A 21,394-nucleotide genomic window follows, 5' to 3' on the forward strand; every position below is an offset into this window, starting at 1 on the left:
TAAGCCTGACCGGCAATCGCGCTCGCGTGGCGCAAAAGGATCCCGTTTAGCGGGTGAGGTTTCGCTTGACCTTGCGTTGATGCATCACGCGGCCGATCGTGTTCAGCAGCAATTGCGCCGCCAGAATCGAAGTCGAACCGGAATGGTCGTAGTCCGGCGCGACTTCCACGAGATCGATACCGATCACGTCACCCTGCTCGGCGAGACCGGCGAACAATTCGAGTCCTTCGTAATAGAGCAGGCCACCGTGGCTGGGCGTGCCCGTGCCCGGCGCGATCGACGGATCGAAACCGTCGATATCGATCGTCAAGTAGTAACGCACGCCCTTCGGGATGCGGTCAAGGACGCCCTGGATGCCGAGGCGCCGCAGGTCGCGCACCGAGATGATGTCCGAGCCCATCTCGCGCGCCTGTGCGTATCCTTCGCGTGCAGTAGACGACACGTTGCGGATGCCGATCTGCGTCATGCCCGACACCACGCTTTTCTCCGCTGCACGACGCAACGGATTGCCATGGCCGTGACGCACGCCGTGACGCTCATCGACGAAATCGAGGTGGGCGTCGATATGGACGATATGAAACGGCTCCTGACCTTCGAACGCATTGATACAGGGAATGTTGATCGAGTGATCGCCACCCATCACCACCGGCAAGGCGCCCGCCGCGAGGATCTTGCGCACGCCGTACTCGATATTTGCGTGACTCTTCTCCGTGTTGGTGTGCACCATGTCCGCGTCGCCGATATCGACGATCCGAACTTCGTTGCTGGGCAGATAGACGACATCGTCTTCGAAATCGTATGCGCCGCCGTGGCCGAACGAAAACAGGGTCGACGCATCGCGAATCGAACGCGGGCCAAACCTGGCGCCTGCCCGCCATTGCGTACCGCAGTCGAAGGGAGCGCCCATCACCGCGACGTCCGCGTCGATCTTGTCCCAGTCAAGACACAACGGAGACTTCGCGAACGTGCAGATCCCGACAAACGGCAAATTGAGCCGGCCTGTTTCGTAGCTGTTTTCAGACATGAGTGCCTCCGTCCTGTTATGGGTTCAGATAGGTGCGGCGCACGCGGCGGCGGCGCCCTCGCCGCTGAAGCGTCGCCCGTTGTGACGGGCCAGCGGTTTATCTGGAACGGAGTCTAGGCAAACAAATTCAACGGAAAAATGCCAAAAATGAGAAATGCACTTCGGGAGATTCCGAAGCGATGTTCAAGGGCAGTCAGGCCGTGATTGGATCAGTCACACGCTCCCGTCACAACCTGATCCACAACCTACAGCGTAGCCGTCACCCCGCCGTCCACATAAAGAATGTGACCATTTACAAAGTTCGAAGCGTCACTCGCCAGAAACACAGCGGCACCGACGAGATCTTCCACATCGCCCCAACGCCGCGACGGCGTGCGTCCAATCAGCCAGTTGCTGAACGTTTCATCCTTGACGAGCGCCTCGGTCAGTTCCGTCTTGAAGTAGCCCGGCCCAAGGCCATTGACCTGAATCCCGTGTTGACCCCAGTCGATCGCCATTCCCTTCGTCAGCATCTTCACCGCACCTTTGCTCGCGGTGTAGGCCGCGATGTTGGGACGACCCAGTTCGCTTTGCACTGAACAGATGTTGACGATCTTCCCGCGCTTGCGAGCAATCATGTGCCGCGCTACCGCCTGACCGACCAGGAACACGCTGTCGACATTGGTCTTCATCAGCTCTTCCCATTGCGCGTGGGAAAACTGTTCGAGCGGCGCACGACGCTGCATGCCCGCGTTGTTGACGAGAATGTCGATCGCACCGATGTCGCGCTCGATTTGCGCGATTGCAGTTTCGACCTCATCGGGAGACGTCACGTCGAAACTTGCGGCATGAACGGTCGCCCCCTCATCGCGCAAACGGCTGACAGCCTCTTCCAGCCTGGCCGCGTTGCGACCATTCAAAATGACTTCAGCGCCGGCGCCGGCTAATCCTTTGGCGAGCGCATAGCCAATACCGGTACTCGACCCGGTGACCAGAGCACGACGCCCCGACAGATCAAACATCTTCAGATTGTTGTTCAACTCAACTCCTCTTCGACTCTAATTCGTCCGACTTCAATATCCAGCACCGTCCGGCGCGCTCAGCCATTGCATGACCTCTTTCATACTGCACGCGCTGTCCTTCGACGCTGAAAGATGGAGCACACCGGCTTCACCAACAGGCGACTCGAGCGTTGCGAATTGATCCGCGACCAGGGTCGCTGGAAACTCATGGTGAAGCCGTCCAGCCACTCGCGCAACCGCCTCGGAAAAGGAGATGTCGAGAAATAAAAATCTCAGACCGGTGACACGCGCACGCATGCGCTCGCGGTAGCTACGCCTCAATGCGGAACAGGACAGCACGGCCGTTCCATGCATATCATCCATCAGCTCGGCTAGGCGGTCCAGCCAAGGCTCCCGGTCACTGTCGCACAACGCGATGCCCCGGCACATCTTGTCACGGCTTTCCGCCGAGTGATGTTCGTCCCCCTCGATGAAAGCGCCCTCCAGCGCAACCGCCAACTCGCGCGCAAGCGTCGACTTACCCGAGCCCGACACGCCCATCACCACTATTTTATGTATCACGTTGCACAATCCAGCCACGTTGTCCCGGCACGCTATCTACGGAATCGCGCCGGCCATTCAACAGGCAACGGTGCGCGGATAAAAGCGCACCGCTGCCTCACACGTTTCCCGCTTCAGGACACCGGCGTGAACTTGAGCTGGTTGATCGGCGTGACCTTGTCGGTCCGGGTCAGGCCATACGGCGTCTTCGGTCCGAGCCACTTGTTGAAGATATTGCTCATCTCGCCGCTCTGCTCCATCACTGCCAAGGCCTTGTTGACCGCGCCCAGCATGCCCGGCTCGTTCTGGCGCAAGCCCACCGCGATCGGCTCGATCAGCATCGGCTCCGACGCAATCGCCACCGCGCCGTCCGTGCCGTCCACCTGCTTCGCGATCTTCGTCGCAGTCATCTGATTGGTGACGAAGCCTTTGACCTTGTTCTGCTCGAGTGCGAGAAACGCCGAGCTGGTATCGTGAAAGGTCACCGCCTGGCCATCTTTGATCGAAATTGGAATCGACTGCGCGGACGTCGAACCGTCGGCGGCACTAATCTTCTGGCCCGTGAAATCGGTCAGTTTCTTGCCCGCGTCGACTTTCTTTACGACAAGCACTTCCTTGGTGGAATAGTACGAGTCGCTAAAGGCAATCTGCGTGGCGCGGGTTTTGGTGTAGGCCAGGTTTGCAACCACAATGTCGACGCGCCCCAGCTTCAATTGGGGAATCCGCGCCTCGACAGCCAACGGTTCGAGCTTCGCCTTCACGCCCAGTTGTTTTGCCACAGCGTTGCACAGGTCCACATCCATGCCTTCGAGCTGACGCGTCTGCGCATTGGGATACGAGAAGGGCTCGACGTTCGAATACACGCCGCAGGTCAGCTCGCCACGACTCTTGATATCGGCCAATTGATCAGCGTGAGCCGGGGCAATCGATGCAACCGCGCCGCCAACAACCAACATCCCCGCGAAAATCTTCTTTACCTGCATCGTGATGCTCCTGAAGTTTATGTGTAAAGCAATCGACTGCTGATCAAAGGTGGTCCATCTGAATCTGACTCGCGAAGGCTATACCGCTTGCTTGCCTCAATGCGTGCGAAGGTCGGACAAGAATCTCTGCGCCCGTTCGTGTTTCGGGCGCAAAAAGAATTCCTCCGGCTCCGCCGTTTCGAGAATCTTCCCTGCGTCCATAAACCAGACGCGATCGGCAACCTCGCGTGCAAACCCCATCTCATGCGTGACGCACATCATCGTCATGCCTTCCTGCGCGAGGCTCTTCATCACGTTCAGCACTTCGCCGACCATCTCCGGGTCGAGCGCACTGGTGGGCTCGTCGAACAACATCGCCGGCGGATCCATCGCCAGCGCTCTTGCAATCGCAACGCGCTGCTGCTGACCACCGGACAATTGCGGCGGAAAAGCACTGGCCTTGTTCGACAGGCCGACGCGCGCGAGCAAGTCTGCCGCTTTGCGTTCGGCATCCGCGCGCTTGAGGCCGTTCACACGCATCGGCGAAAGCGTGATGTTGTCCAGCACCGACAGGTGCGGAAACAGGTTGAACTGCTGAAACACGAAACCGACACGGCTGCGGTAAGCATTCAGACCCAGCTTCTTGTCATGAATGTTTTGACCGTCGAAAAAGATCTCCCCACGGTTGATCTCCTCGAGCCGGTTGACGGTGCGAATCAGCGTCGACTTACCCGATCCGGATGGTCCGCAGACCACCACCACTTCGCCTTTGCGAACTTCGGCGTTCACGTCCACGAGAGCGTGATATTCGCCGTACCATTTGTTGACGCCGGAAAACTTGATCATGCGAAATACCTCGAAGTGATTGAGCGCCTAGTTCTCGGTGGGCAGCGGATCGGTTAGCGCTACGGCGCCCGCCTTCTGGGTCTTCGATGCGGCACCGGCTCGCTTGCGCGTCACGCGCCGCTCCAGATACTGCGCAAGCTGCGTCAGCGCGTAACACAGAGCGAAGTAGCTCAAGGCGAGAATCAGGTACACGGGAAACGGCTTGGTCAGCAGCCGGTTGTTGATCTGATCCGCCGCGAAAGAGATTTCCTGCACGTTGATGATGTAACCCAGCGAGGTCTCCTTGATCGTCGATACGAACTGCGTGACCATGCTCGGCACCACGTTGTAAAGCGCCTGCGGCAGGATGACCGCGCGCATGGTCTTCATGTAGCTCATGCCGAGTGCTCTCGAGGCTTCGGCCTGCCCTTTCGGCAGCCCCTCGATGCCCGCACGGATGATTTCCCCGAGATAGGCCGAGTCATAGATGACGAGCGCGCACAGCATCGTGACAAACCCTGTAACCGGGTAGCCGGTCAGAACAGGCACGAGAAAGTACACCCAGAAGATCACCATCAGGAGCGGAATGCCCCGCACCATGTAGACGAGACCGGTGGCCGGCGCCCGCAGAAACCGGAAAGGACTGATGCGGGCCAGTGCAACCAGGATACCCAAAGGAAATGCGATGACGAGCGCCGAAAGCGACAGCAGTATCGTCAGCACGATGCCGCCTAGCGGGCCGTGCGGATACTGCCCGATGAGCAGCAGAGTCCAGTTGTCGCGCAGGATGTCGAACATGTCACTTCACTCCCGGAATGCGGTAGTGCATCGCGATTTTCGCGCCGCACAGCATGATGACGAGGGAGAGGCCGAGATACACTGCCGTAGCGATGAAATACGACTCGAAAGACAGGAAGGTTTCGTTCTCGATTTGCCGCGTGACATACGTCAGCTCTGCCGCGCCGATCGCCATCGCGAGACTGGTGTTCTTGAACAGCAAGACCGCGTGATTGACCATCGGCGGAATCGCATTGCGCAGCGCTTGCGGAAGAACGACGAAACGCATGCCGTTCAGGAAGTTCAGACCCAGCGCGCGCGACGCTTCGTACTGACCGTAGGGAATCGCACGCAATCCGCTGCGAATGTCCTCGGAGAGATAGGCAGCGCTGCACAGGCCGATCGCCACGACCGCGAAAATGAACTGGCCGTTGTAGTGGTTCAGCAGCGTCTGCAATGAGTCCGGCAGGATGTTCGAAATACCGAAGTACCAGAACAGGATCTGGACCAGCATCGGCACATTGCGGTGGTAGGCCACGAATGACGCAACGAACGCCGTCGCGAGACGATTGTTGGTCATGCGGATCAGCGTGAGCAGAATGCCCACGACCAGCGAGAGAATCCACGCCAGCGCTGCCATCGCGAGGGTGAGCTCGATCCCATGGAGAAACAGCGCCCCATAGTCGCCTCGCAGCACAGTCGCCAGGTCAAAATGAAGTTTCATGTTGCACGTCCCAATGATTCGGATCGAAGCGATGATCCCGGTCTGATTCGACCTGCGGCACCATCGTTATCCCGCCGGAAGCCTTCGTTGACTTCCGTGTTGAATTGATACTAGCTCGCAAAAAAAGGCTGTAGCAGAGGCCTTTCTTCTGGTGCAATAAGTTTCGGGAATGATGCCGCGGGACGGCTTCCGGCAAGGGAACAGGCGTGGTTCTGCATGGTGTTTGTCTCCAGTATGTGGCGCCTCTGCGGGCGCCTCATCGGGTGGCGCGCTCCTCTATCGGAGCGCACACTGTTGCGAAACAGCGGCGAAACGGCAACGAAACAACGGCGAAGCAACGCCGGCGCAGCATACTGCGCCGGTCATCTCGCTCAGGCAGCGGCTGTCGGGCGCGTCAGCACCTGCGGGTTCACCGGCGTCGGTGGATTGCCCGCCGATGCACCGCACCCCAGGGCGGCAATCAAATTGTCTGCGCAAAGCGCGGCCATCGCGCGCCGCGTGCTGACAGACGCACTGCCGATATGCGGCGTCAGCACCACATTCTTTTGCGCTAGAAGCGCCGGGCAGATAACCGGCTCGCCTTCGAAGACGTCCAGACCGGCCGCCGCGATGCTACCTTCGTTGAGCGCTACCGCGAGAGCTGCATCGTCCACCACGCCGCCGCGTGCGATGTTGGTCAGCGTAGCGGACGATTTCATCTGCTTGAGCTCCGCCGCGCCGATCGCATGGTGCGAGCTGGCCGAGTAAGGCACCACGACGATCAGATGATCCGACTCGCGCAGCAGCGTTTCCTTGTCGACGTAGCGTGCCCGGCAGCTCTCTTCGACATCCGGCGCCAGTTGCGAGCGATTGTGATAGATCACGCGCATGCCGAAACCGAAAGCGCCGCGCCGCGCGATCGCCTGACCAATACGCCCCATGCCGAGAATGCCGAGCGTCGAGCCATGCACGTCGCTGCCGACGAACATGTCGTAGCGCCCGGTCTTGGTCCATTCGCCGGCGCGCAGAAAGTGTTCCGACTCGGTGATGCGTCGCGCAGTGGCCATCATCAGCGCGAAGCCGAAATCGGCGGTGGTATCTGTGAGGACGTCCGGCGTATTCGTTACCAGCACGCCACGCGCGGTACAGGCTTCCACGTCCACGTTGTTGTAGCCCACGCCGATATTGCATACCGCCTTGAGTTGCGGGCAAGCGTCGAGCAAGGTCGCGTCGATCCGGTCGCTGCCCGCCGTCATGGCGCCCACCTTCCCTTGCAGCCGGGCAATCAGCTCCGGTTGCGTCCAGATCGTGTCGTCTGGATTGTCGGTCACGTCGAAGTTCGCGCGCAGGCGATCGACGATGTCCGGAAATGACGCACGGGTAACCAGTACCGATGCACGCATGGAAAACCTCCTTGTGGGGCTCTGGTGATGGTCTCGCGCGGACGTCGCGCAAGAGTCGAAATGGGTCAGCCGAACGCGCCGACCTCGTGGGTCACCGCAGTCGATATCTCGCGAATGCAATGGAATAGCCGCGACATCGGCATAAAAATCTCGGCATGCTCGCGCGCGTAGGGTCCGGTCGCGCGAGGCCCGGCCGGCTCGGCATAGTCGAGGGCAGTGGACTGATCGGTGTTCTCCGGGAAAATCTCCGCCAGCAACGGCAAGACCGCTGGCAAGTCGAGGCCGATGATCGCGCTGTGCAAGCCCTCCGCCGTCACGCTCGGGCGCGGCGCGAACTCGGGGATGTGGGTGGCGTGCAGCCAGATCCGATGAATCAGCGCGAGCCGCAGCGCATGCAGCAAAGTTTCTCGATCGCTCATTCCCACCCGGTCCGGCCACGCGGCGCGCAGTGCGAGATCATCGGCGAGCGCGCGGCGAAACATCGCCTGTAAAGCGGCCGATGCGCCCAAGCGATCGAGCGTCGAGGCGACAGTAAGCAACGCGTCACGATGATCGTCGTCGGTGGCATGAAGCGCGCGATCGAGCCACATGCCGGGGTCCAATGTCGAGACGACCGCGCGAAGCACTTCGATATCCGAGTGCGCGAGCGCGCAGCGGGCAAAGTCGAGCGCCCGGCGAAAGCGCCGGCTGCGAACTCGCATCTGTGTGAACGCCTCGGGTTGGCGGGCGGCCGCCGCGCCCAGTCCGTGCAATGTGTTCGCGCACCAGCCGAACTGCTGCAAGATCGCGTTATTCGGAATGGCCCGCAACTCGCGCGGATGTTGAATACGCGTACGCGCAGCCGCGCCGTCGCTCTGCCGCGCGGCGGGCCGCGACCCTGTACGGTCCAGCAGCGCCGGGCCGAAGGCGCCGAGAATCGCGGTATAACCGGCGTCGTCGACGAGCTCCGTCATCGCGGCGCGGATCGAACCGAAGAAGTCGGCTGCAAAGTCTGGATCGGCATAGATCGGATCGTCAACCGGGCCGACCGGGCGATGGAATGCATGCTCAGCCAAGCGCGCGACCGTCGCGAGAGCCAGCTCCCGTGTACCGAACAGCAGGTAACCGTCACCGCCCTGAAATGCGCTTTCCTCGCGAACCGGATGACCCGCGTCATTGAGCGCGTGCCGCGACGCCGTCGGAGAAAGATACTTGAGGCGGTCGGCGAGCGAGCCCGGATGTGCGCCTCGCCCGATGCTCTCGCCATGCGTGTCGAACAGCACGACTTCGACACCATGAATACCGTGCCGTGCGAGCGTCTGCGCAATCTTCAGACGCAGGCGTTCAATCAGAAAGCTGGCGGCCAACTGACCGACATAGCGGCCCGAGTCGGAGTAGCCGAACTGCAACGCAATGCGCCCATGCAGTTGCACGTAGGCGCGGTAGTGCGCGCTGTTGAGCGCTTCGTCGAGCACGTGCGCGCCATGTTCGAGCGCTTCCGCCGTTTCGAACAGCGGACTGATTTCGATGTGCCGCTCAACGCCAAACAGTTTCGCCAGCCACAATGCCGTGAGCAGCGTGTAGCCGCTCTCGGTCTCCGCGATCAGGAAACGCACCGGAGTCGATCCGTCGATGTGCTTCACCAGTTGTGCGACCGTCATCATCATCCGCACAGCCGTTGCCTGCTCGACCAGGAGCGCGCCGAAGTCGACGGGAACGGTTTCCACCTTGTCGAGCGCCACGTTGATTGCGGCAAGCATCGCGCGGCGGTGCGAGGGCGCGTCCACGGGATCGAGGATGTTCAGGCGATGACGCGCCGCGTTGTGCAACTGGGTGGCATTCAAGCGGACGTGTGTATGCGCGAGTGCCAATCCATGCGCGGCCAGCCCCGCACGGGCGACGCACAAAGCGAGCCGTTCGCTGTCGGCCGCGTGTGCGATCGCGTCTTCGAAGAGCGCGAGCAACGGTGCCAACGAAACGCATGCCTCGTCGCGACGCTCGATCAGGACATGCGCAAAACGTGATACGTGCTGCGGATCCGAGCTCGACGGGCACGCCGCAATCTGCAGGTCGACCGTCGCCAAAGCGGTGTCGACCCGGCGCGAGAGCTGCCGCGCGCTTTCTACCTCTGCGAGTTGCGTGCGAAGCCGTGCTAACTGAAGACGCTTGATCCGCAGCCGCAGACGCAACGTATCCCACCAGCCGATGTCCGTTCGCCCATCCGTGTCGTAGCCGACCCAGGTTGAAATCACCAGCGGCCGCGGAACCAGGGTCGCCCAGCGCTCGGGCCATGCTTCGCGCGCCGCCGATAGCAACGCCGCGTTGAAACGATCCAGCGCGTCACGGCCATTGGCAATCGCGACAGCAGCCTGCTCGAATTCGTCGACCAGCGTGACAGGTAGAGGCCGATGCGATTCGAACGACTCCAGCATCGCACCACAGGCGTGTTCCGCGAGATGCCGCCCAACCTCGGGCGGCAACGCAAAAGTCGGATGGCCGGTGAATACCGCGGCATAGCGCGTGCGCTCCAGTTGAGCGCGAAACTCATCCCAACCGAGCTTGCCTTTCGAATCGCCGGCAGACGGCACGTTGAGCACGTTGCGCGCAACCTCAGCCAACGCGCGTTCATTCGCATCCGGATCGACGCTACCGACGTATCGTGCAAGACGCGCGGCGCGATCCGAGAATGCCTGATCGCGAAGGTAGCGGATCAGCGCCACGACGGCGTCATGGTCGAGCTCATCGCTCTCGATCTGCCGCATGACATCGAACGCAATCGACAGAACCGGATTGCCGAACGGATCGCCGCTCGCCCGGGCGCGGGTGCGGGCTACCAGCGCAAGCAGCCGGTCCGCCAGGGCAGCAAGATTCGAAGACATGCTGGTACTTACTCGTTGTGGTCGGCCGGGTCGCGTTTGATCGTCGTCAGCCCGCCCGGTACCTGCAGCGTGGGCAGGATTTCCATGTTGCTGATGTTGACCGCAAGCGGTGCGGCGATCGCAAAGGCAATCGCATCGGCAATATCGGACGGCAACGGCAACTCGAAGCCGTCGATAAACTGCTTGCGCGCCGCTTCGATGTCGCCATGCACGTGGCCAAAAATATCCGTGGCGACCCGGCCCGGACAGATTTCCGTCACGCGTACACGCCTGCCGGTCGCGTCCACTCGCAACTGGCGCGACAACGCATGGATGCCGGCCTTCGTCGCGGCGTAAATGGAGTTGCCGTTGAAGTTGTAGATCCCCGCGATCGAACTGATGTTGACGATATGACCGCGATCGCGGGCAACCATGCCCGGCATGGTGAGCCGCACGATATGCAGAACGGCTTGCAGGTTGACTTCCACCTGAAGGTCGATGTCTGCGGCAGTGGCGTCCAGAATCGAGCCTTTGGTCGATACGCCGGCGTTGTTCACGACGATATCGAACTGCACGTCCTGCGTCAGCTTCGTGACGGCCGCCAGATCGCACACGTCGATCGCGTGCGGGATGCAGCCGGTTCGCTCCGCCAGTTCATTCAGACGATCGGCGTTGCGGGCGAGCGCATGCACTTCGAGTCCTTCACGGCAGAAGCGCTCGACGATCGCAGCACCCATTCCGGTCGAAGCGCCCGTCACCAGCGCGGTCTTATAGTCTGAAAACGGCATGAATGACCTCTATCTATAGTTCTGAACTGTCGCCCTTCGAGGCGTGCGATAAGCCTGTTACCAATGTATACGCCGGCAAAACGCAGGGCAAAGACGGATTGGCTTTGTAGCGATAAGACTGGCTTATGGTTGAACACGCGGGTTGAACTCAAGGCCGGCTTAGCGCCGTATGAGTGCTGTCCGATGCGTCGCCTAGCGCACGAGCTTCGACACGGGCACGACCCGCCCGCCCGCCGATTCGATCACGCTGCGTACCGTGCGCGCGAGTTCGACAGCGCCGGGTGTATCGCCGTGCAACAGGATCGACTGGACCGCGACCTTGAGCTTGTTGCCCGTGATCGTCGTGATGGTGCCTTCCTCGAGCAACTCTTTGACACGCGCCAGGACGGCAGTGCGGTCTTTGATGACCGCGCCGTCCAGCTTGCGCGACACGAGCGCGCCCTGGTCGTCGTAGGCACGGTCGGCGAGAAACGTGTTCGCCGTACGGATCCCGATGTGGTCGGCGGCCCGTTCGATCTCCGTGTTCGTGGACACGCTGATGATCAGATCGCGATCGAATTCGGCGACGGCCCGCACGAGCGGCTCAGCCAGTTCATACGACGCCGCGGCCATGTTGCCCAGCGCGCCGTGAAAGCTCATGTGCGTGACGCGATGCCCCGCCGCCTTCGCGATGCCCGCAAGCGCGCCCATCTGATACACCACGTAATTCGCCAGTTCAAGCGGGTCCGCCTGAATCTGCCGCCGGCCGAAGCCCATCAGGTCGGGAAAGCCGACATGCGCGCCGACGTCGATCTTGCGCACGAGTGCCATCCGCACCGTCTTGTCCATGATGACCGGGTCGCCCGCGTGATAGCCGCATGCGACGTTGGCGGACGAGACGATATCGAGCATCGCTTCGTCCTCGCCCATCTTGTACGGCCCGAAGCCTTCGCCCAGGTCCGCGTTCAGGTCGATTTCCACAATCCACTCTCCATTCTTTAAGCGGTTTGTGCCGAGCAATCCGCAACGGACAACACCGGCTCAGATTCTGTCTATCGATATGCGTCTACGCCAACGGCGAGAGCTCGAGCAATGGCGTGCCATAGCCGACCGTCGTGCCATGCGCGACGAGCGTCTTCACGACCACGCCATCCGCCGACGCAACCACGGGCACACACAACTGCGCGATCTGCAGCAAGCCGACAATCTCGCCCGGTTTGACGTGATCGCCCGCGCTGACTAAAGGCGTTGAACGCGCCGGATGCGTGGTCAGAAAGATGCCAGCCGACTTCGCGGTGACGCTGACGGCTCGCTCGTTCAGCGACGTTTCCAGCGCGCCCGCTCGTCCAGCGCGAGCCACAGGCGGAGCCGCCGGTGCCTGCGCCCGCACCGACGCGTCCACGCCGTCAGAGCAGGACGCCTGCTCCATCGTCAAACGAACCGTCGCCCCGGGCTTGCTGATTTCGATGAACTCAATATCGACCACCGCCAGCCACGCCGTGATTTGCCGAAGCTCGCCGATATCCACTTCGATTTTTTGTGTCATGTCTCAGTGTCGGGAAGGACGAAACAGCGCAACGAGATTGCGCACCTTGACGAGATAGTTGTCCAGTTCCTCCAGTGCCGCGACGGCTTCCGGATATGTCGTCTGAACAAAGCGAATCTTCGTACCAATGCGCGCTTGTGCAAGACGCCACAAATCCGCCTCGATCACGGTGCCGATCTTCGGATAGCCGCCCGATGGCTGCGCATCCCGAAGCTGAATGATCGGCTGTCCGCTATGCGGCACCTGGATCACGCCCGGCACGATTCCGTGCGAGCGCTTTTCGACCGTATGCGTCGCGATCAATGTCGGACCGGCGAGGCGATATCCGTATCGATCGCTCTGCGGCGTCACTTTCCACCCGTCGCGCCAGAACGCTGCCAGCGATTCCCGCTCGTAGCAGTCGTATTCCGCGGCGGGCAGCACGCGCACCACGGTTTCGCCTGCTTCGGCTGCGGGCAGGGATAACGGCGCCGGCAACGAGTACTCAGGCGGCACGGTGCCGAAACCCGCGGCGTGCGTAGGATCTTGCAGCGCGGCCACGTTGGCCGAGTCGGTCTGGTCCGCCAACCCCACGGCCTTCACCACATCGCCTTTCTGCAATTGACGCCCGTTGTAGCCGCCGAACTGGCCGCGCAATTGCGTGCTGCGCGAACCGAGCACCACGGGCACGTCCACGCCACCCGCAAGCGACAAATAACAGCGCGTGCCGCTGGCCGGCACGCCGATCGTCAGCACGTCGCCCTGTTTCGCCTGCACGGTCCACCACGGCAACACGGGCCGCTCGCCCAGCCGGGCCGAGCAATCGGCGCCGGTGATGGCGAACGCCAGGTCTTCAAGAAACCGGATACGGAACGGAAACATCGGAATTTCGATGCCGGCCGCGTCGTCAGGATTACCGAGCAACAGATTGCCGATCGTGAGCGCTAGCCGGTCCATCGCGCCGGCCGTTCCGACACCGTAACGCAGATAGCCTTCACGCCCCTGGTCCTGCACCGTCGCGAGCGCGGTCGAAGACAAGATCTCGATCATTGAACAATCCTCTCGACGCGAAAACGGATCATGTCGCCGGGTGCCAGCGTGGCCGGGTTGTCACGCGCCGGGTCGAAGAACGACATCGACGTATGCCCGATGGTGTTCCAGCCGCTCGGTCCCGCCGATGCCGAGACCCCGGTCTGTACGCCACCGATCGACACCGCGCCGCCAGGCAGCCCCAACACCGGCACCTTGCGCCGCGGTGTGGCGATACGCGGATCCATGCCACCCAGGTAGCAGTAGCCCGGATGGCTGCCGAGCGCATAGACCGTGTACAGCGGCGCGCAATGCAATTGCACGACCTCATCGACAGACAAACCGGTGTGATTCACCACGTCCAGCAGATGCGGTCCAAACTCGCCGCCATATTCCACTGGCAACTCCACCACCTTCCCTTCGATCTGCAACTCGCCCGCCGCGGCCCACGCATCGCACAGTGCAGCACCGAAAGAATCCGGATCCGCGGGCGGCGTGGAAAACGTCAGCATCAGATTGGTCACGCCCGGCACCGCTTCACGTACGCCCGGCCATGATTCGACCACGCGGGCGAGCGTCCAGATGCGGCGCTGCGTACGCAGATCGAGTGCGCCGGGTGCTTCGAACAGCATGGCCGTCGTACCCAGCATGCTGATGCAAAGCGGCTGCTCCGATTCATCCTGTTTCATTGCAAGGGCGGTCCTCTGTGAATCCAGCCGTAGCCGCTCGACTGTGTCCGCGTGCGCGATCGACGCATGTTCAACGGTCAGCGTCATCTGTGTCTCCGAGAAACCTCGGCCCTCAGGCCGGGGAGGTAAGGAGACGGTTTTGACGTTACTTCCGTGCTCCACTTGACAGTCCCAAACATCTCAATGGTATGGTCTGGTGAATGGAAATCAAGCGCGCATACCGATTCCGGTTCTACCCAACGCCCAGGCAGGAAGTGATTCTTGCGAGGACGTTTGGATGCGCGCGCTTCGCCTATAACCACATGCTCCGGCAGCGCACCGATGCGTGGAATGAGCGGCAGGAACGCATGGGTTATCACGAGACCTCCGCTGCGTTGACGGCGCTCAAAAAGACCGAAGAGCATGCCTGGCTAAACGAAGTGAGTTCGGTTCCCGTGCAGCAGGCGCTTCGGCATCTGCAAACTGCGTTCACCAACTTTTTTGCCGGGCGGGCGAAGTACCCGAGTTTCAGGCGCAAGGATGGCCGGCAGTCGGCCGAATACACCACGAGTGCTTTCAGGTGGGACGGTACGGTGCTCAGGCTGGCGAAGATGGATGAGCCGCTCGCGATCCGCTGGTCACGCGCGATCCCGAAAGGCGCGAAGGTAACGACCGTTACCGTGTCGAAGGATACGGCGGGCCGATACCACGTCTCCATGCTCTGCGACGACGTGGTGAACGCGCGCCCGGTCGCCGCTGGAAAGATCGGCATCGACCTGGGGCTGACCCATTTCGCGATTCTTTCGAACGGCGAGAAGATTGCCGCGCCGAACGTGTTCCGCAAGAACGAGGCGAAGCTCGCAAGGTTGTCGCGGCGTCTCGCGAAGAAGCAGAAGGGCTCGGCCAATCGCAGGAAGGCAAAGCTCAAGGTCGCACGCATGCATGCCCGGACGGCAGACTCCCGCAGTGACTTCCTGCACAAACTTTCGACCCGGTTGATCAACGAGAACCAGGTGATCGCCATCGAAAGCCTGTCCGTCAGGAACATGCAGAAGAACCGTTGCCTGTCGAAGTCGATCAGCGATGCAAGCTGGTCCGAGTTCAGGCGACAACTGGAGTACAAAGCACAGTGGTATGGGCGCACGCCGATCGGTATCGACCGCTGGTATCCATCCAGCAGGCGATGCAGTGACTGCGGGCATACCGTCGCCAGAATGTCGTTGAAGGTCCGTGCATGGACCTGCCCGCAATGCGGGGCAATCCACGATCGCGACGTCAACGCTGCGCGTAATGTTCTGGCCGCCGGGCTGGCGGTGTCAGCCCATGGAGAAAGCGTAAGTCCCATGTCTCTTTGAGATGATGTTGGGTTGCATTCCTTGAAGTGGGAATCCCCTTCCTTCAGGTAGGGGGAATGTCAAGTTTGTTTCCTCTTTGCGAGCCAGCGCTCCAGATGATGAATATCCACGCCGCCCTCGCCGAATCCTTCGTCCTCGAGCATGGCCTGATGTAATGGCACGTTGGTGCGAATGCCTTCGATGCGCATCTCCGAGAGCGCAATGCGCATGCGCGCCAGCGCCTCTTCACGGGTTACCCCGTGGGCGATCACCTTGGCGATCAGCGAGTCGTAATACGGTGGCACGACCGCGCCACTGCTCATATGCGAGTCCACCCGTACGCCGTTGCCGCCCGGCAGTTCCCAAACGGAAATCTTCCCGGGACAAGGGACGAAGGTGAATGGATCCTCCGCGTTGATCCGGCACTCCAGCGAATGGCCGAGCGTGCGAATGTCCGACTGACGAAGGGTCAACGCGTGTCCTTGGGCAATCCGGATCTGTTCCCGCACGATGTCGATGCCCGACGTCATCTCCGTCACGGGATGCTCGACCTGCAAGCGCGTGTTCATTTCGATGAAATAGAACTGGCCGTTCTCGAACAGGAATTCGAAGGTGCCCGCGCCGCGGTAATTCGTCTGCCGGCAGGCCTCGACGCAGCGCTCGCCCACTTGCCGGATCAGTTCCGGTTCGATGCCGGGTGCGGGCGCCTCTTCCAGTACCTTCTGATGACGCCGTTGCAGCGAACAGTCGCGCGAACCGAGCCACAGTGCATTGCCGTGCGTATCGCACAAAACCTGGATTTCGACGTGACGCGGATGCTCGAGAAACTTCTCGACATAGAGCTCTGGCTTGCCGAAGGCGCGGCGTGCTTCCTCGCGCGTCACCGACACTGCTTCGAGTAGCTGCTCTGGGCCTGGCACGACTCGCATGCCTCGCCCGCCGCCGCCGCCCGCCGCCTTGACGATGACCGGGTAGCCGATCTCTTGTGCGACTCGCAGGATCTCCGTGGGGTCGTCCGGCAGACCGCCGTCCGGGCCCGGCACACAGGGCACGCCCGCCGCACGCATGGCACGCTTAGCGGCGACCTTGTCGCCCATGGTCCGGATGGAGTCGGGTTCGGGGCCGATGAAGGCCATGCCCGCCGCCTCGACCTGCGCCGCAAAATCGGCGTTTTCCGAAAGAAAGCCGTAGCCGGGATGAATCGCCTGCGCGCCGCTCACGTGCGCCGCGAACAGGATCGCGGCCCGGTTCAGATAACTCTGCCCAGGCACGGCAGGACCGATGCACAGCGCTTCGTCGGCGAGCCGCACATATCGCGCATCGGCGTCGGCCTCGGAATGGACGGCGACGGTTTTAAGACCTAGTTCACGACAGGCGCGCTGGATTCGAAGCGCGATCTCGCCGCGGTTGGCAATCAGTACCTTGTTGAACATGGTCGATCAGCCGATCCGAAACAGCGGTTGCCCGGATTCCACTTCGCTGCCCGGAGCCACAAGAATCTCCAGAATAGCGCCGCTGAGCTCGGACTCGATCGCGTTGAACATCTTCATTGCCTCGATCGTGCAGAGCACCTGCCCTTCTTCGATCGTGTCACCGGGATTCACGAAGGGCGCCTCGCCGGGCGCCGGTGTCAGATGAACGACGCCGAACATGGGTGCACGAACGAGTTGCGGCTCGGTTTCGGTTGCAGGGGTTGCGGGGAGTGCGTCGACTGACGACGCCGGCCCAGCGAGCGGAGCTTGAGCCTCTTTGGCCCCTTGCGCATCCGGGGCAGACGTCGTGGCTACACGCTCATCGCCCGCTAACGCGTCAGCCCGTTTGCCGCGACGTTTCGCCTTCACAAGCTTGACCCGTTCCTCGCCCTCGATGACTTCGAGCTTGGCTAGCGGAGATTCCGCCAGCAGGTCGATAAGCGCCTTAATCTTCTGGAGATCCATCTTTGAGTCCGTGGCCGGTTGGACGCACGCCGGTCGACTGGCGTGCGCGAAGCGCCGTTGGGGCGGGTCGGCAACTGGATTCGATTTCCAGTTGTCTCGCCCACGTGACGGCTAGCCTCGTCGCTCCGGCTCACTGCGAACCGGGCGATCGACGATGGACTCAATGTATCCGGCGCATAAAATTTGCGCCAAGACGGTTTGGCTTTGTAGCGATAAGGCGCGCTTATGTATCGGCGCTATCGGCGCCGGACTCGAAGCGCACGTCGAGCGCAAGGTCGCCTGCCAGTTCCAGCAGGATGTCCTTGACGGCCGCGGCGGGCTCGGAAAGAGGCAAATGGTCGGACAGACAGACCGAAAGAGGAATCTTGATGACGGGCGAAACGATACGGCATTGCACGACGTCGCCCGCCGCGGCCACGACCCGTGCGGTGGAATCCGGCAGGATGGTCGCACCGATCCCCGCGCTCACCGCCGCCGACAACGTCGACGCCGATTCGATTTCGGCCACGACCTTGGGGATCATCTGCACGCGCGCAAATCCCTCGTCCACATACTTGCGCAGATAGTTGTACGGACGCGGCAGCAGCAAAGGCACGTCGCGCAATTCCGTCACGCCGATCTGCTCCTGCGTGATCCCCATGCTGCGCGGCGCCACGAGGAACAGTTCCTCGTTCATCAGAAGCTGGAACGACAGGCCGTGTACGGGCTTATCGCCATACAGCACGGCCATGTCCATACGCCCGTTCATGATCAGCTCGCTGAGCGTCGTGCCGAAATTCTCGTTGATGTAGAGCAGGATATCCGGATGCCGGGCACGCACGGTACGCAACAGCGGCAACGACAGCGCCGACGCGCCGGTGCCGGGCGCCAGCCCCACCGAAACCTGACCTGACAGCGTCTGGCCGGCACTCTTGACGTCGGCCTGAGCCTGTTCGTACTGGCGCAGGATCAGCTGGGCGTGGCGATACAGCGTCGCGCCCGCCTCGGTGGCCGTGACGCCCCGCTTGGTGCGCACGAGCAGTTGTTGCTGGAACTCGTCTTCGAGCGTGATCAACTGCTGGCTCAGCGCCGGCTGGGCGATATGAAGCACTTCGGCGGCCTGCGTCAGGCTGCCGATATCGACGATCTTCACGAAGTACTTCAAACGCCGCAGGTTCACGGTAGTTACGTCTCAACGTTAAGGGATGGCAACAATGATAGGGCAAGCGCCGCCCGCCGCACAGTGCTTAAAAAACGTCCGGCCCGCACTGGTCACGCGGAAAAGCCGGCGTATCAGCGTATTCCCGCATGAACCTCAGCCAGCAAAGCCGGACGCGCACGCGTACCGTCGTGTCATAAGTGGATGTTATTGCGCCAGCGGAAAGACGTCTTGGCTTGAACTTTTTCGCGCGCTTAATGTGAAGGCTCGTCAAATGCCGTTGAGGAGTCAAGAGTGAGTGCATCGCGAATTGCCGCGCGCGTCCAGCGAATCAAACCTTCACCGAGCAGTGCCGCGGCCGACCGCGCCGCGGAACTGCGGCGGCAGGGAAAAACCATCGTCAACCTCGTGGTCGGCGAACCCGATTTCGACACGCCAGCGCACATTCGCCAAGCCGCTTTCGAGGCGATGGAGCGTGGCGAAACGCGCTATACGCAAACGGCGGGCACGCCCGCGCTGCGCGCCGCCATTGCCGCCAAGCTGCAACGCGAGAACGGCCTTTCGTACGATCCCAAGCACATCATCGTGACGTGCGGCGCCAAACACGCGATCTTCAACGCGCTCGCCATCACCGTGGAAGCAGGCGATGAAGTCCTGATTCCCGCCCCCTACTGGGTGTCCTACCCGGACATGGCGCTCGCCTGCGACGGCGAGCCGGTCATCGTGCCCTGCACCGAGGAAGATGGCTTCAAACTGACGCCCGCCGCCCTCGAAGCCGCAATCACGCCGCGCACGCGCTGGCTGATCATCAATTCGCCGACCAATCCGACCGGCGCGACTTATAGCGCCAAAGAACTGCGCGCCCTGGCAGACGTGCTGCTGCGTCACCCGCACGTGCTGGTGATGATGGACGACATCTACGAACACATCCGCTTCGAAGGTGAAGCGTCACAGCACCTTCTGTCGATCGAACCCGAACTCAGTTCGCGCACCCTGGTCGTCAATGGCGTGTCCAAAACCTACGCGATGACCGGATGGCGCATCGGCTATGCCGCCGGCCCCGCCGACCTGATCGGGGCCATGGACACGCTTCAGTCCCAATCCACCAGCAACGCCAGCTCGATCAGCCAGGCCGCGGCGCTCGCGGCGCTGAACGGCGACCAGACATTCGTGCAGCAATCGGTGCGGACTTACAAGGCGCGCCGCGACCACGCGCTCGAAGCCCTTAACGCGATTCCCGGCATCAGTTGCAAAACCCCGGGCGGCGCCTTCTATCTGTATGTCAATTGCAGCGGCATGATCGGCCGCACCACGCCGCAAGGCAAGCGCCTCGAGGGCGACGCGGATGTCGTGCTGTATCTGCTCGAACACGCCGGTGTCGCCCTGGTTGCCGGATCGGCCTATGGCGTTTCACCTTTCTTCCGGATGTCGATCGCGACGAGCATCGAGACCATCGATGAGGGCTGCCGGAAGATTGCCGCCGCGGTCGCTGCGCTGAACTGAGAGTATGGCGACGACGTAAATACGTAACTTAGCGTAGCGTCGTCGCTTTGTAAAAAGACATGCCGCGCCGAGAGGACGCGGCAGTCGGTTTGGAGTTTTCCACTTTTCGTCAATCTGCAAGGGGATCTATTCGTGAAAAAGCACACTTTAGGCATACTAACTGGTTTAGGATTGGCAATCTCCGGGATCGCGCATGCGCAGTCGAGCGTCACCCTATACGGCATCATCGACGAAGCGGTACGCTACGACACCCACCAGAACAAGTCCGGCGGGAAGCTTTTCACGATGGGTAGCGGCGGCGAGATCCAGGGCAGCCGCTGGGGTCTGCAGGGAACCGAGGATCTTGGCGGTGGGTTAGCCGCCATTTTCCAGCTCGAAGGCGGCTTCACACCGAATACCGGCGTGACGCAGCAATCCACGCCGTCCGGCACTGCCCGCCTGTTTGGCCGCACCGCGATGGTGGGGCTGAGCAGCACCACCTTCGGCACGGTGACGCTGGGACGGCAGTACACCCTGGTGCACGAAATGGGATGGACGCACGATATCTATGCGTTCGCCAATTACACCGGCACAGTCGGCTTTCAGGGCGCCGGATTAACTGGCGGCGGCCGTCTGGACAATAGCGTGCGATATACCTCGCCGACGCTCGCCGGCTTCACCCTCAAGGGCGCGTATACGTTTGGCGGGGTAGCGGGCAGTATTCACCAGAACTCGTCGCCGGCCGTCAGCCTCTCCTATGACCACGGCCCCTTGAGCGTCGGCGCGGCCTACCAGATCGTGAACGATATCGGTGGCCTGACGCCTGCAACCAGCACCTACGGCAGCACCTACTTCGGCGTGACGATCCCGGACAGCTCGCAAAAGATCTTCACCGCGGGCGCAACCTATAAATTCGGCGCGGCGAAGGTGTTCGGTTCGTATATCTACAGCCACGTCTATCCGGCCGACTATCGCAACGACTCCTTCTCCGCCGCGGTCCAGTACTACATCACGCCGGCACTCGTGCTCGATCTGCCGTTCTACATCGACTTCGTCCATCACGCAAGTCAGAGCGGTACCCGTATCACCACCGGTCCGACGTTCGATTATTTCCTCAGCAAGCGCACCGACGTCTATGCCGGCGTGGACTACAACCACCTGACCGGCGCCTGGACGACCCTCGCCGCAGCCTCCGGCTCCAACCAGCCGTTTTTCGGCTTCAACTCGCTGTTCGAAGCCACGATCGGTCTGCGTCACAAGTTCTAGGATTTTCCACGATTTGCAGCGTTGAACGTCTGTTCGGTGTCGCCTGACGCCGGCAGACTTCTCCGAAGGCCAACCAAACATCGGGACGCGCAGTCCTGTCCCGATCGTCCCGATCGTCAACGCGCAGCGCCAGCATCAGAAGGCGGGCCTCGATCCGCCGATTCCGTCCATCCATC

20 protein-coding genes are annotated in these 21,394 nt (G+C 61.6%); 3 read left to right on the top strand and 17 right to left on the bottom strand.

What is annotated here, in order from left to right:
- Positions 1–46: 46 nt before the first annotated feature.
- From speB to pxpB, 14 genes are all read right to left on the bottom strand, one after another.
- A complete protein-coding gene (gene speB, locus GNZ13_RS12555) occupies positions 47–1,024 on the bottom strand; it encodes an agmatinase (protein WP_154559398.1) in 978 nt (325 codons plus the stop codon).
- A 245-nt stretch (positions 1,025–1,269) separates the two neighbouring features.
- Positions 1,270–2,025, bottom strand: a complete 756-nt coding sequence (locus GNZ13_RS12560) for a glucose 1-dehydrogenase (protein ID WP_172164379.1) — start codon at positions 2,023–2,025, stop codon at positions 1,270–1,272.
- A 51-nt stretch (positions 2,026–2,076) separates the two neighbouring features.
- A complete protein-coding gene (locus GNZ13_RS12565) occupies positions 2,077–2,586 on the bottom strand; it encodes a gluconokinase (RefSeq protein ID WP_328807225.1) in 510 nt (169 codons plus the stop codon).
- 113 nt (positions 2,587–2,699) lie between these two features.
- The gene (locus GNZ13_RS12570; protein ID WP_172164321.1) at positions 2,700–3,548 is read right to left on the bottom strand and encodes a transporter substrate-binding domain-containing protein; all 849 of its coding nucleotides are present in this window, start codon (positions 3,546–3,548) and stop codon (positions 2,700–2,702) included.
- Between the two features lie 96 nt (positions 3,549–3,644).
- Entirely contained in the window at positions 3,645–4,373 is a 729-nt protein-coding gene (locus GNZ13_RS12575) for an amino acid ABC transporter ATP-binding protein (protein WP_172164323.1), read from the bottom strand.
- A 27-nt stretch (positions 4,374–4,400) separates the two neighbouring features.
- Positions 4,401–5,150 (bottom strand): amino acid ABC transporter permease, encoded by a 750-nt coding sequence (locus tag GNZ13_RS12580; protein WP_172164325.1) that lies wholly within the window; start codon positions 5,148–5,150, stop codon positions 4,401–4,403.
- Position 5,151: 1 nt separating this feature from the next.
- Positions 5,152–5,853, bottom strand: a complete 702-nt coding sequence (locus GNZ13_RS12585) for an amino acid ABC transporter permease (RefSeq protein ID WP_172164327.1) — start codon at positions 5,851–5,853, stop codon at positions 5,152–5,154.
- A gap of 371 nt (positions 5,854–6,224) precedes the next feature.
- Positions 6,225–7,235, bottom strand: a complete 1,011-nt coding sequence (locus GNZ13_RS12590) for a 2-hydroxyacid dehydrogenase (RefSeq protein ID WP_172164329.1) — start codon at positions 7,233–7,235, stop codon at positions 6,225–6,227.
- A gap of 65 nt (positions 7,236–7,300) precedes the next feature.
- A complete protein-coding gene (locus GNZ13_RS12595; protein ID WP_172164331.1) occupies positions 7,301–10,093 on the bottom strand; it encodes a phosphoenolpyruvate carboxylase in 2,793 nt (930 codons plus the stop codon).
- Positions 10,094–10,101: 8 nt separating this feature from the next.
- The gene (locus tag GNZ13_RS12600; RefSeq protein WP_172164333.1) at positions 10,102–10,860 is read right to left on the bottom strand and encodes an SDR family oxidoreductase; all 759 of its coding nucleotides are present in this window, start codon (positions 10,858–10,860) and stop codon (positions 10,102–10,104) included.
- Positions 10,861–11,052: 192 nt separating this feature from the next.
- The gene (locus GNZ13_RS12605) at positions 11,053–11,820 is read right to left on the bottom strand and encodes a LamB/YcsF family protein (RefSeq protein WP_172164335.1); all 768 of its coding nucleotides are present in this window, start codon (positions 11,818–11,820) and stop codon (positions 11,053–11,055) included.
- A gap of 85 nt (positions 11,821–11,905) precedes the next feature.
- Positions 11,906–12,385 (bottom strand): acetyl-CoA carboxylase biotin carboxyl carrier protein, encoded by a 480-nt coding sequence (locus GNZ13_RS12610; protein WP_172164337.1) that lies wholly within the window; start codon positions 12,383–12,385, stop codon positions 11,906–11,908.
- Positions 12,386–12,388: 3 nt separating this feature from the next.
- A complete protein-coding gene (locus GNZ13_RS12615; protein WP_172164339.1) occupies positions 12,389–13,414 on the bottom strand; it encodes a 5-oxoprolinase subunit C family protein in 1,026 nt (341 codons plus the stop codon).
- The gene (pxpB, locus tag GNZ13_RS12620; RefSeq protein WP_236001970.1) at positions 13,411–14,082 is read right to left on the bottom strand and encodes a 5-oxoprolinase subunit PxpB; all 672 of its coding nucleotides are present in this window, start codon (positions 14,080–14,082) and stop codon (positions 13,411–13,413) included. Before pxpB ends, GNZ13_RS12615 begins: the two co-directional genes overlap by 4 nt.
- 200 nt (positions 14,083–14,282) lie before the next feature.
- On the opposite strand from pxpB, the gene GNZ13_RS12625 reads away from it, so the two are divergent.
- Entirely contained in the window at positions 14,283–15,416 is a 1,134-nt protein-coding gene (locus tag GNZ13_RS12625; RefSeq protein ID WP_172164344.1) for an RNA-guided endonuclease TnpB family protein, read from the top strand.
- A 59-nt stretch (positions 15,417–15,475) separates the two neighbouring features.
- On the opposite strand, the gene accC is transcribed toward GNZ13_RS12625, so the two are convergent.
- The 3 genes from accC to nac all read right to left on the bottom strand — a co-directional run bounded on the left by accC (position 15,476) and on the right by nac (position 18,491).
- Positions 15,476–16,828, bottom strand: coding sequence for an acetyl-CoA carboxylase biotin carboxylase subunit (gene accC, locus GNZ13_RS12630; RefSeq protein WP_172164347.1), 1,353 nt, complete (start codon positions 16,826–16,828; stop codon positions 15,476–15,478).
- A 6-nt stretch (positions 16,829–16,834) separates the two neighbouring features.
- Positions 16,835–17,332 (bottom strand): acetyl-CoA carboxylase biotin carboxyl carrier protein, encoded by a 498-nt coding sequence (accB, locus tag GNZ13_RS12635; protein WP_172164350.1) that lies wholly within the window; start codon positions 17,330–17,332, stop codon positions 16,835–16,837.
- Between the two features lie 223 nt (positions 17,333–17,555).
- Positions 17,556–18,491, bottom strand: a complete 936-nt coding sequence (gene nac, locus GNZ13_RS12640; protein WP_172164353.1) for a nitrogen assimilation transcriptional regulator NAC — start codon at positions 18,489–18,491, stop codon at positions 17,556–17,558.
- A 273-nt stretch (positions 18,492–18,764) separates the two neighbouring features.
- On the opposite strand from nac, the gene GNZ13_RS12645 reads away from it, so the two are divergent.
- Both GNZ13_RS12645 and GNZ13_RS12650 read left to right on the top strand, forming a co-directional pair.
- Positions 18,765–19,973 (top strand): aspartate transaminase, encoded by a 1,209-nt coding sequence (locus tag GNZ13_RS12645; RefSeq protein ID WP_172164356.1) that lies wholly within the window; start codon positions 18,765–18,767, stop codon positions 19,971–19,973.
- A 132-nt stretch (positions 19,974–20,105) separates the two neighbouring features.
- Complete coding sequence (locus GNZ13_RS12650) at positions 20,106–21,218, top strand: porin (protein WP_328807224.1); 1,113 nt, start codon at positions 20,106–20,108, stop codon at positions 21,216–21,218.
- Positions 21,219–21,394 lie beyond the last annotated feature (176 nt).

It is taken from the genome of Paraburkholderia elongata (assembly GCF_013177735.1).
Lineage (GTDB): Bacteria > Pseudomonadota > Gammaproteobacteria > Burkholderiales > Burkholderiaceae > Paraburkholderia > Paraburkholderia elongata.

Bases quoted from the DNA above. Each gene is read 5' to 3' on its own strand.
- speB (WP_154559398.1), bottom strand. From the start codon at position 1,024: ATGTCTGAAAACAGCTACGAAACAGGCCGGCTCAATTTGCCGTTTGTC.
- GNZ13_RS12600 (WP_172164333.1), bottom strand. From the start codon at position 10,860: ATGCCGTTTTCAGACTATAAGACCGCGCTGGTGACGGGCGCTTCGACC.
- GNZ13_RS12615 (WP_172164339.1), bottom strand. From the start codon at position 13,414: ATGATCGAGATCTTGTCTTCGACCGCGCTCGCGACGGTGCAGGACCAG.
- accC (WP_172164347.1), bottom strand. From the start codon at position 16,828: ATGTTCAACAAGGTACTGATTGCCAACCGCGGCGAGATCGCGCTTCGA.
- GNZ13_RS12590 (WP_172164329.1), bottom strand. From the start codon at position 7,235: ATGCGTGCATCGGTACTGGTTACCCGTGCGTCATTTCCGGACATCGTC.
- accB (WP_172164350.1), bottom strand. From the start codon at position 17,332: ATGGATCTCCAGAAGATTAAGGCGCTTATCGACCTGCTGGCGGAATCT.
- GNZ13_RS12560 (WP_172164379.1), bottom strand. From the start codon at position 2,025: ATGTTTGATCTGTCGGGGCGTCGTGCTCTGGTCACCGGGTCGAGTACC.
- GNZ13_RS12595 (WP_172164331.1), bottom strand. From the start codon at position 10,093: ATGTCTTCGAATCTTGCTGCCCTGGCGGACCGGCTGCTTGCGCTGGTA.
- GNZ13_RS12570 (WP_172164321.1), bottom strand. From the start codon at position 3,548: ATGCAGGTAAAGAAGATTTTCGCGGGGATGTTGGTTGTTGGCGGCGCG.
- GNZ13_RS12575 (WP_172164323.1), bottom strand. From the start codon at position 4,373: ATGATCAAGTTTTCCGGCGTCAACAAATGGTACGGCGAATATCACGCT.
- pxpB (WP_236001970.1), bottom strand. From the start codon at position 14,082: ATGAAACAGGATGAATCGGAGCAGCCGCTTTGCATCAGCATGCTGGGT.
- GNZ13_RS12625 (WP_172164344.1), top strand. From the start codon at position 14,283: ATGGAAATCAAGCGCGCATACCGATTCCGGTTCTACCCAACGCCCAGG.
- GNZ13_RS12585 (WP_172164327.1), bottom strand. From the start codon at position 5,853: ATGAAACTTCATTTTGACCTGGCGACTGTGCTGCGAGGCGACTATGGG.
- GNZ13_RS12610 (WP_172164337.1), bottom strand. From the start codon at position 12,385: ATGACACAAAAAATCGAAGTGGATATCGGCGAGCTTCGGCAAATCACG.
- GNZ13_RS12580 (WP_172164325.1), bottom strand. From the start codon at position 5,150: ATGTTCGACATCCTGCGCGACAACTGGACTCTGCTGCTCATCGGGCAG.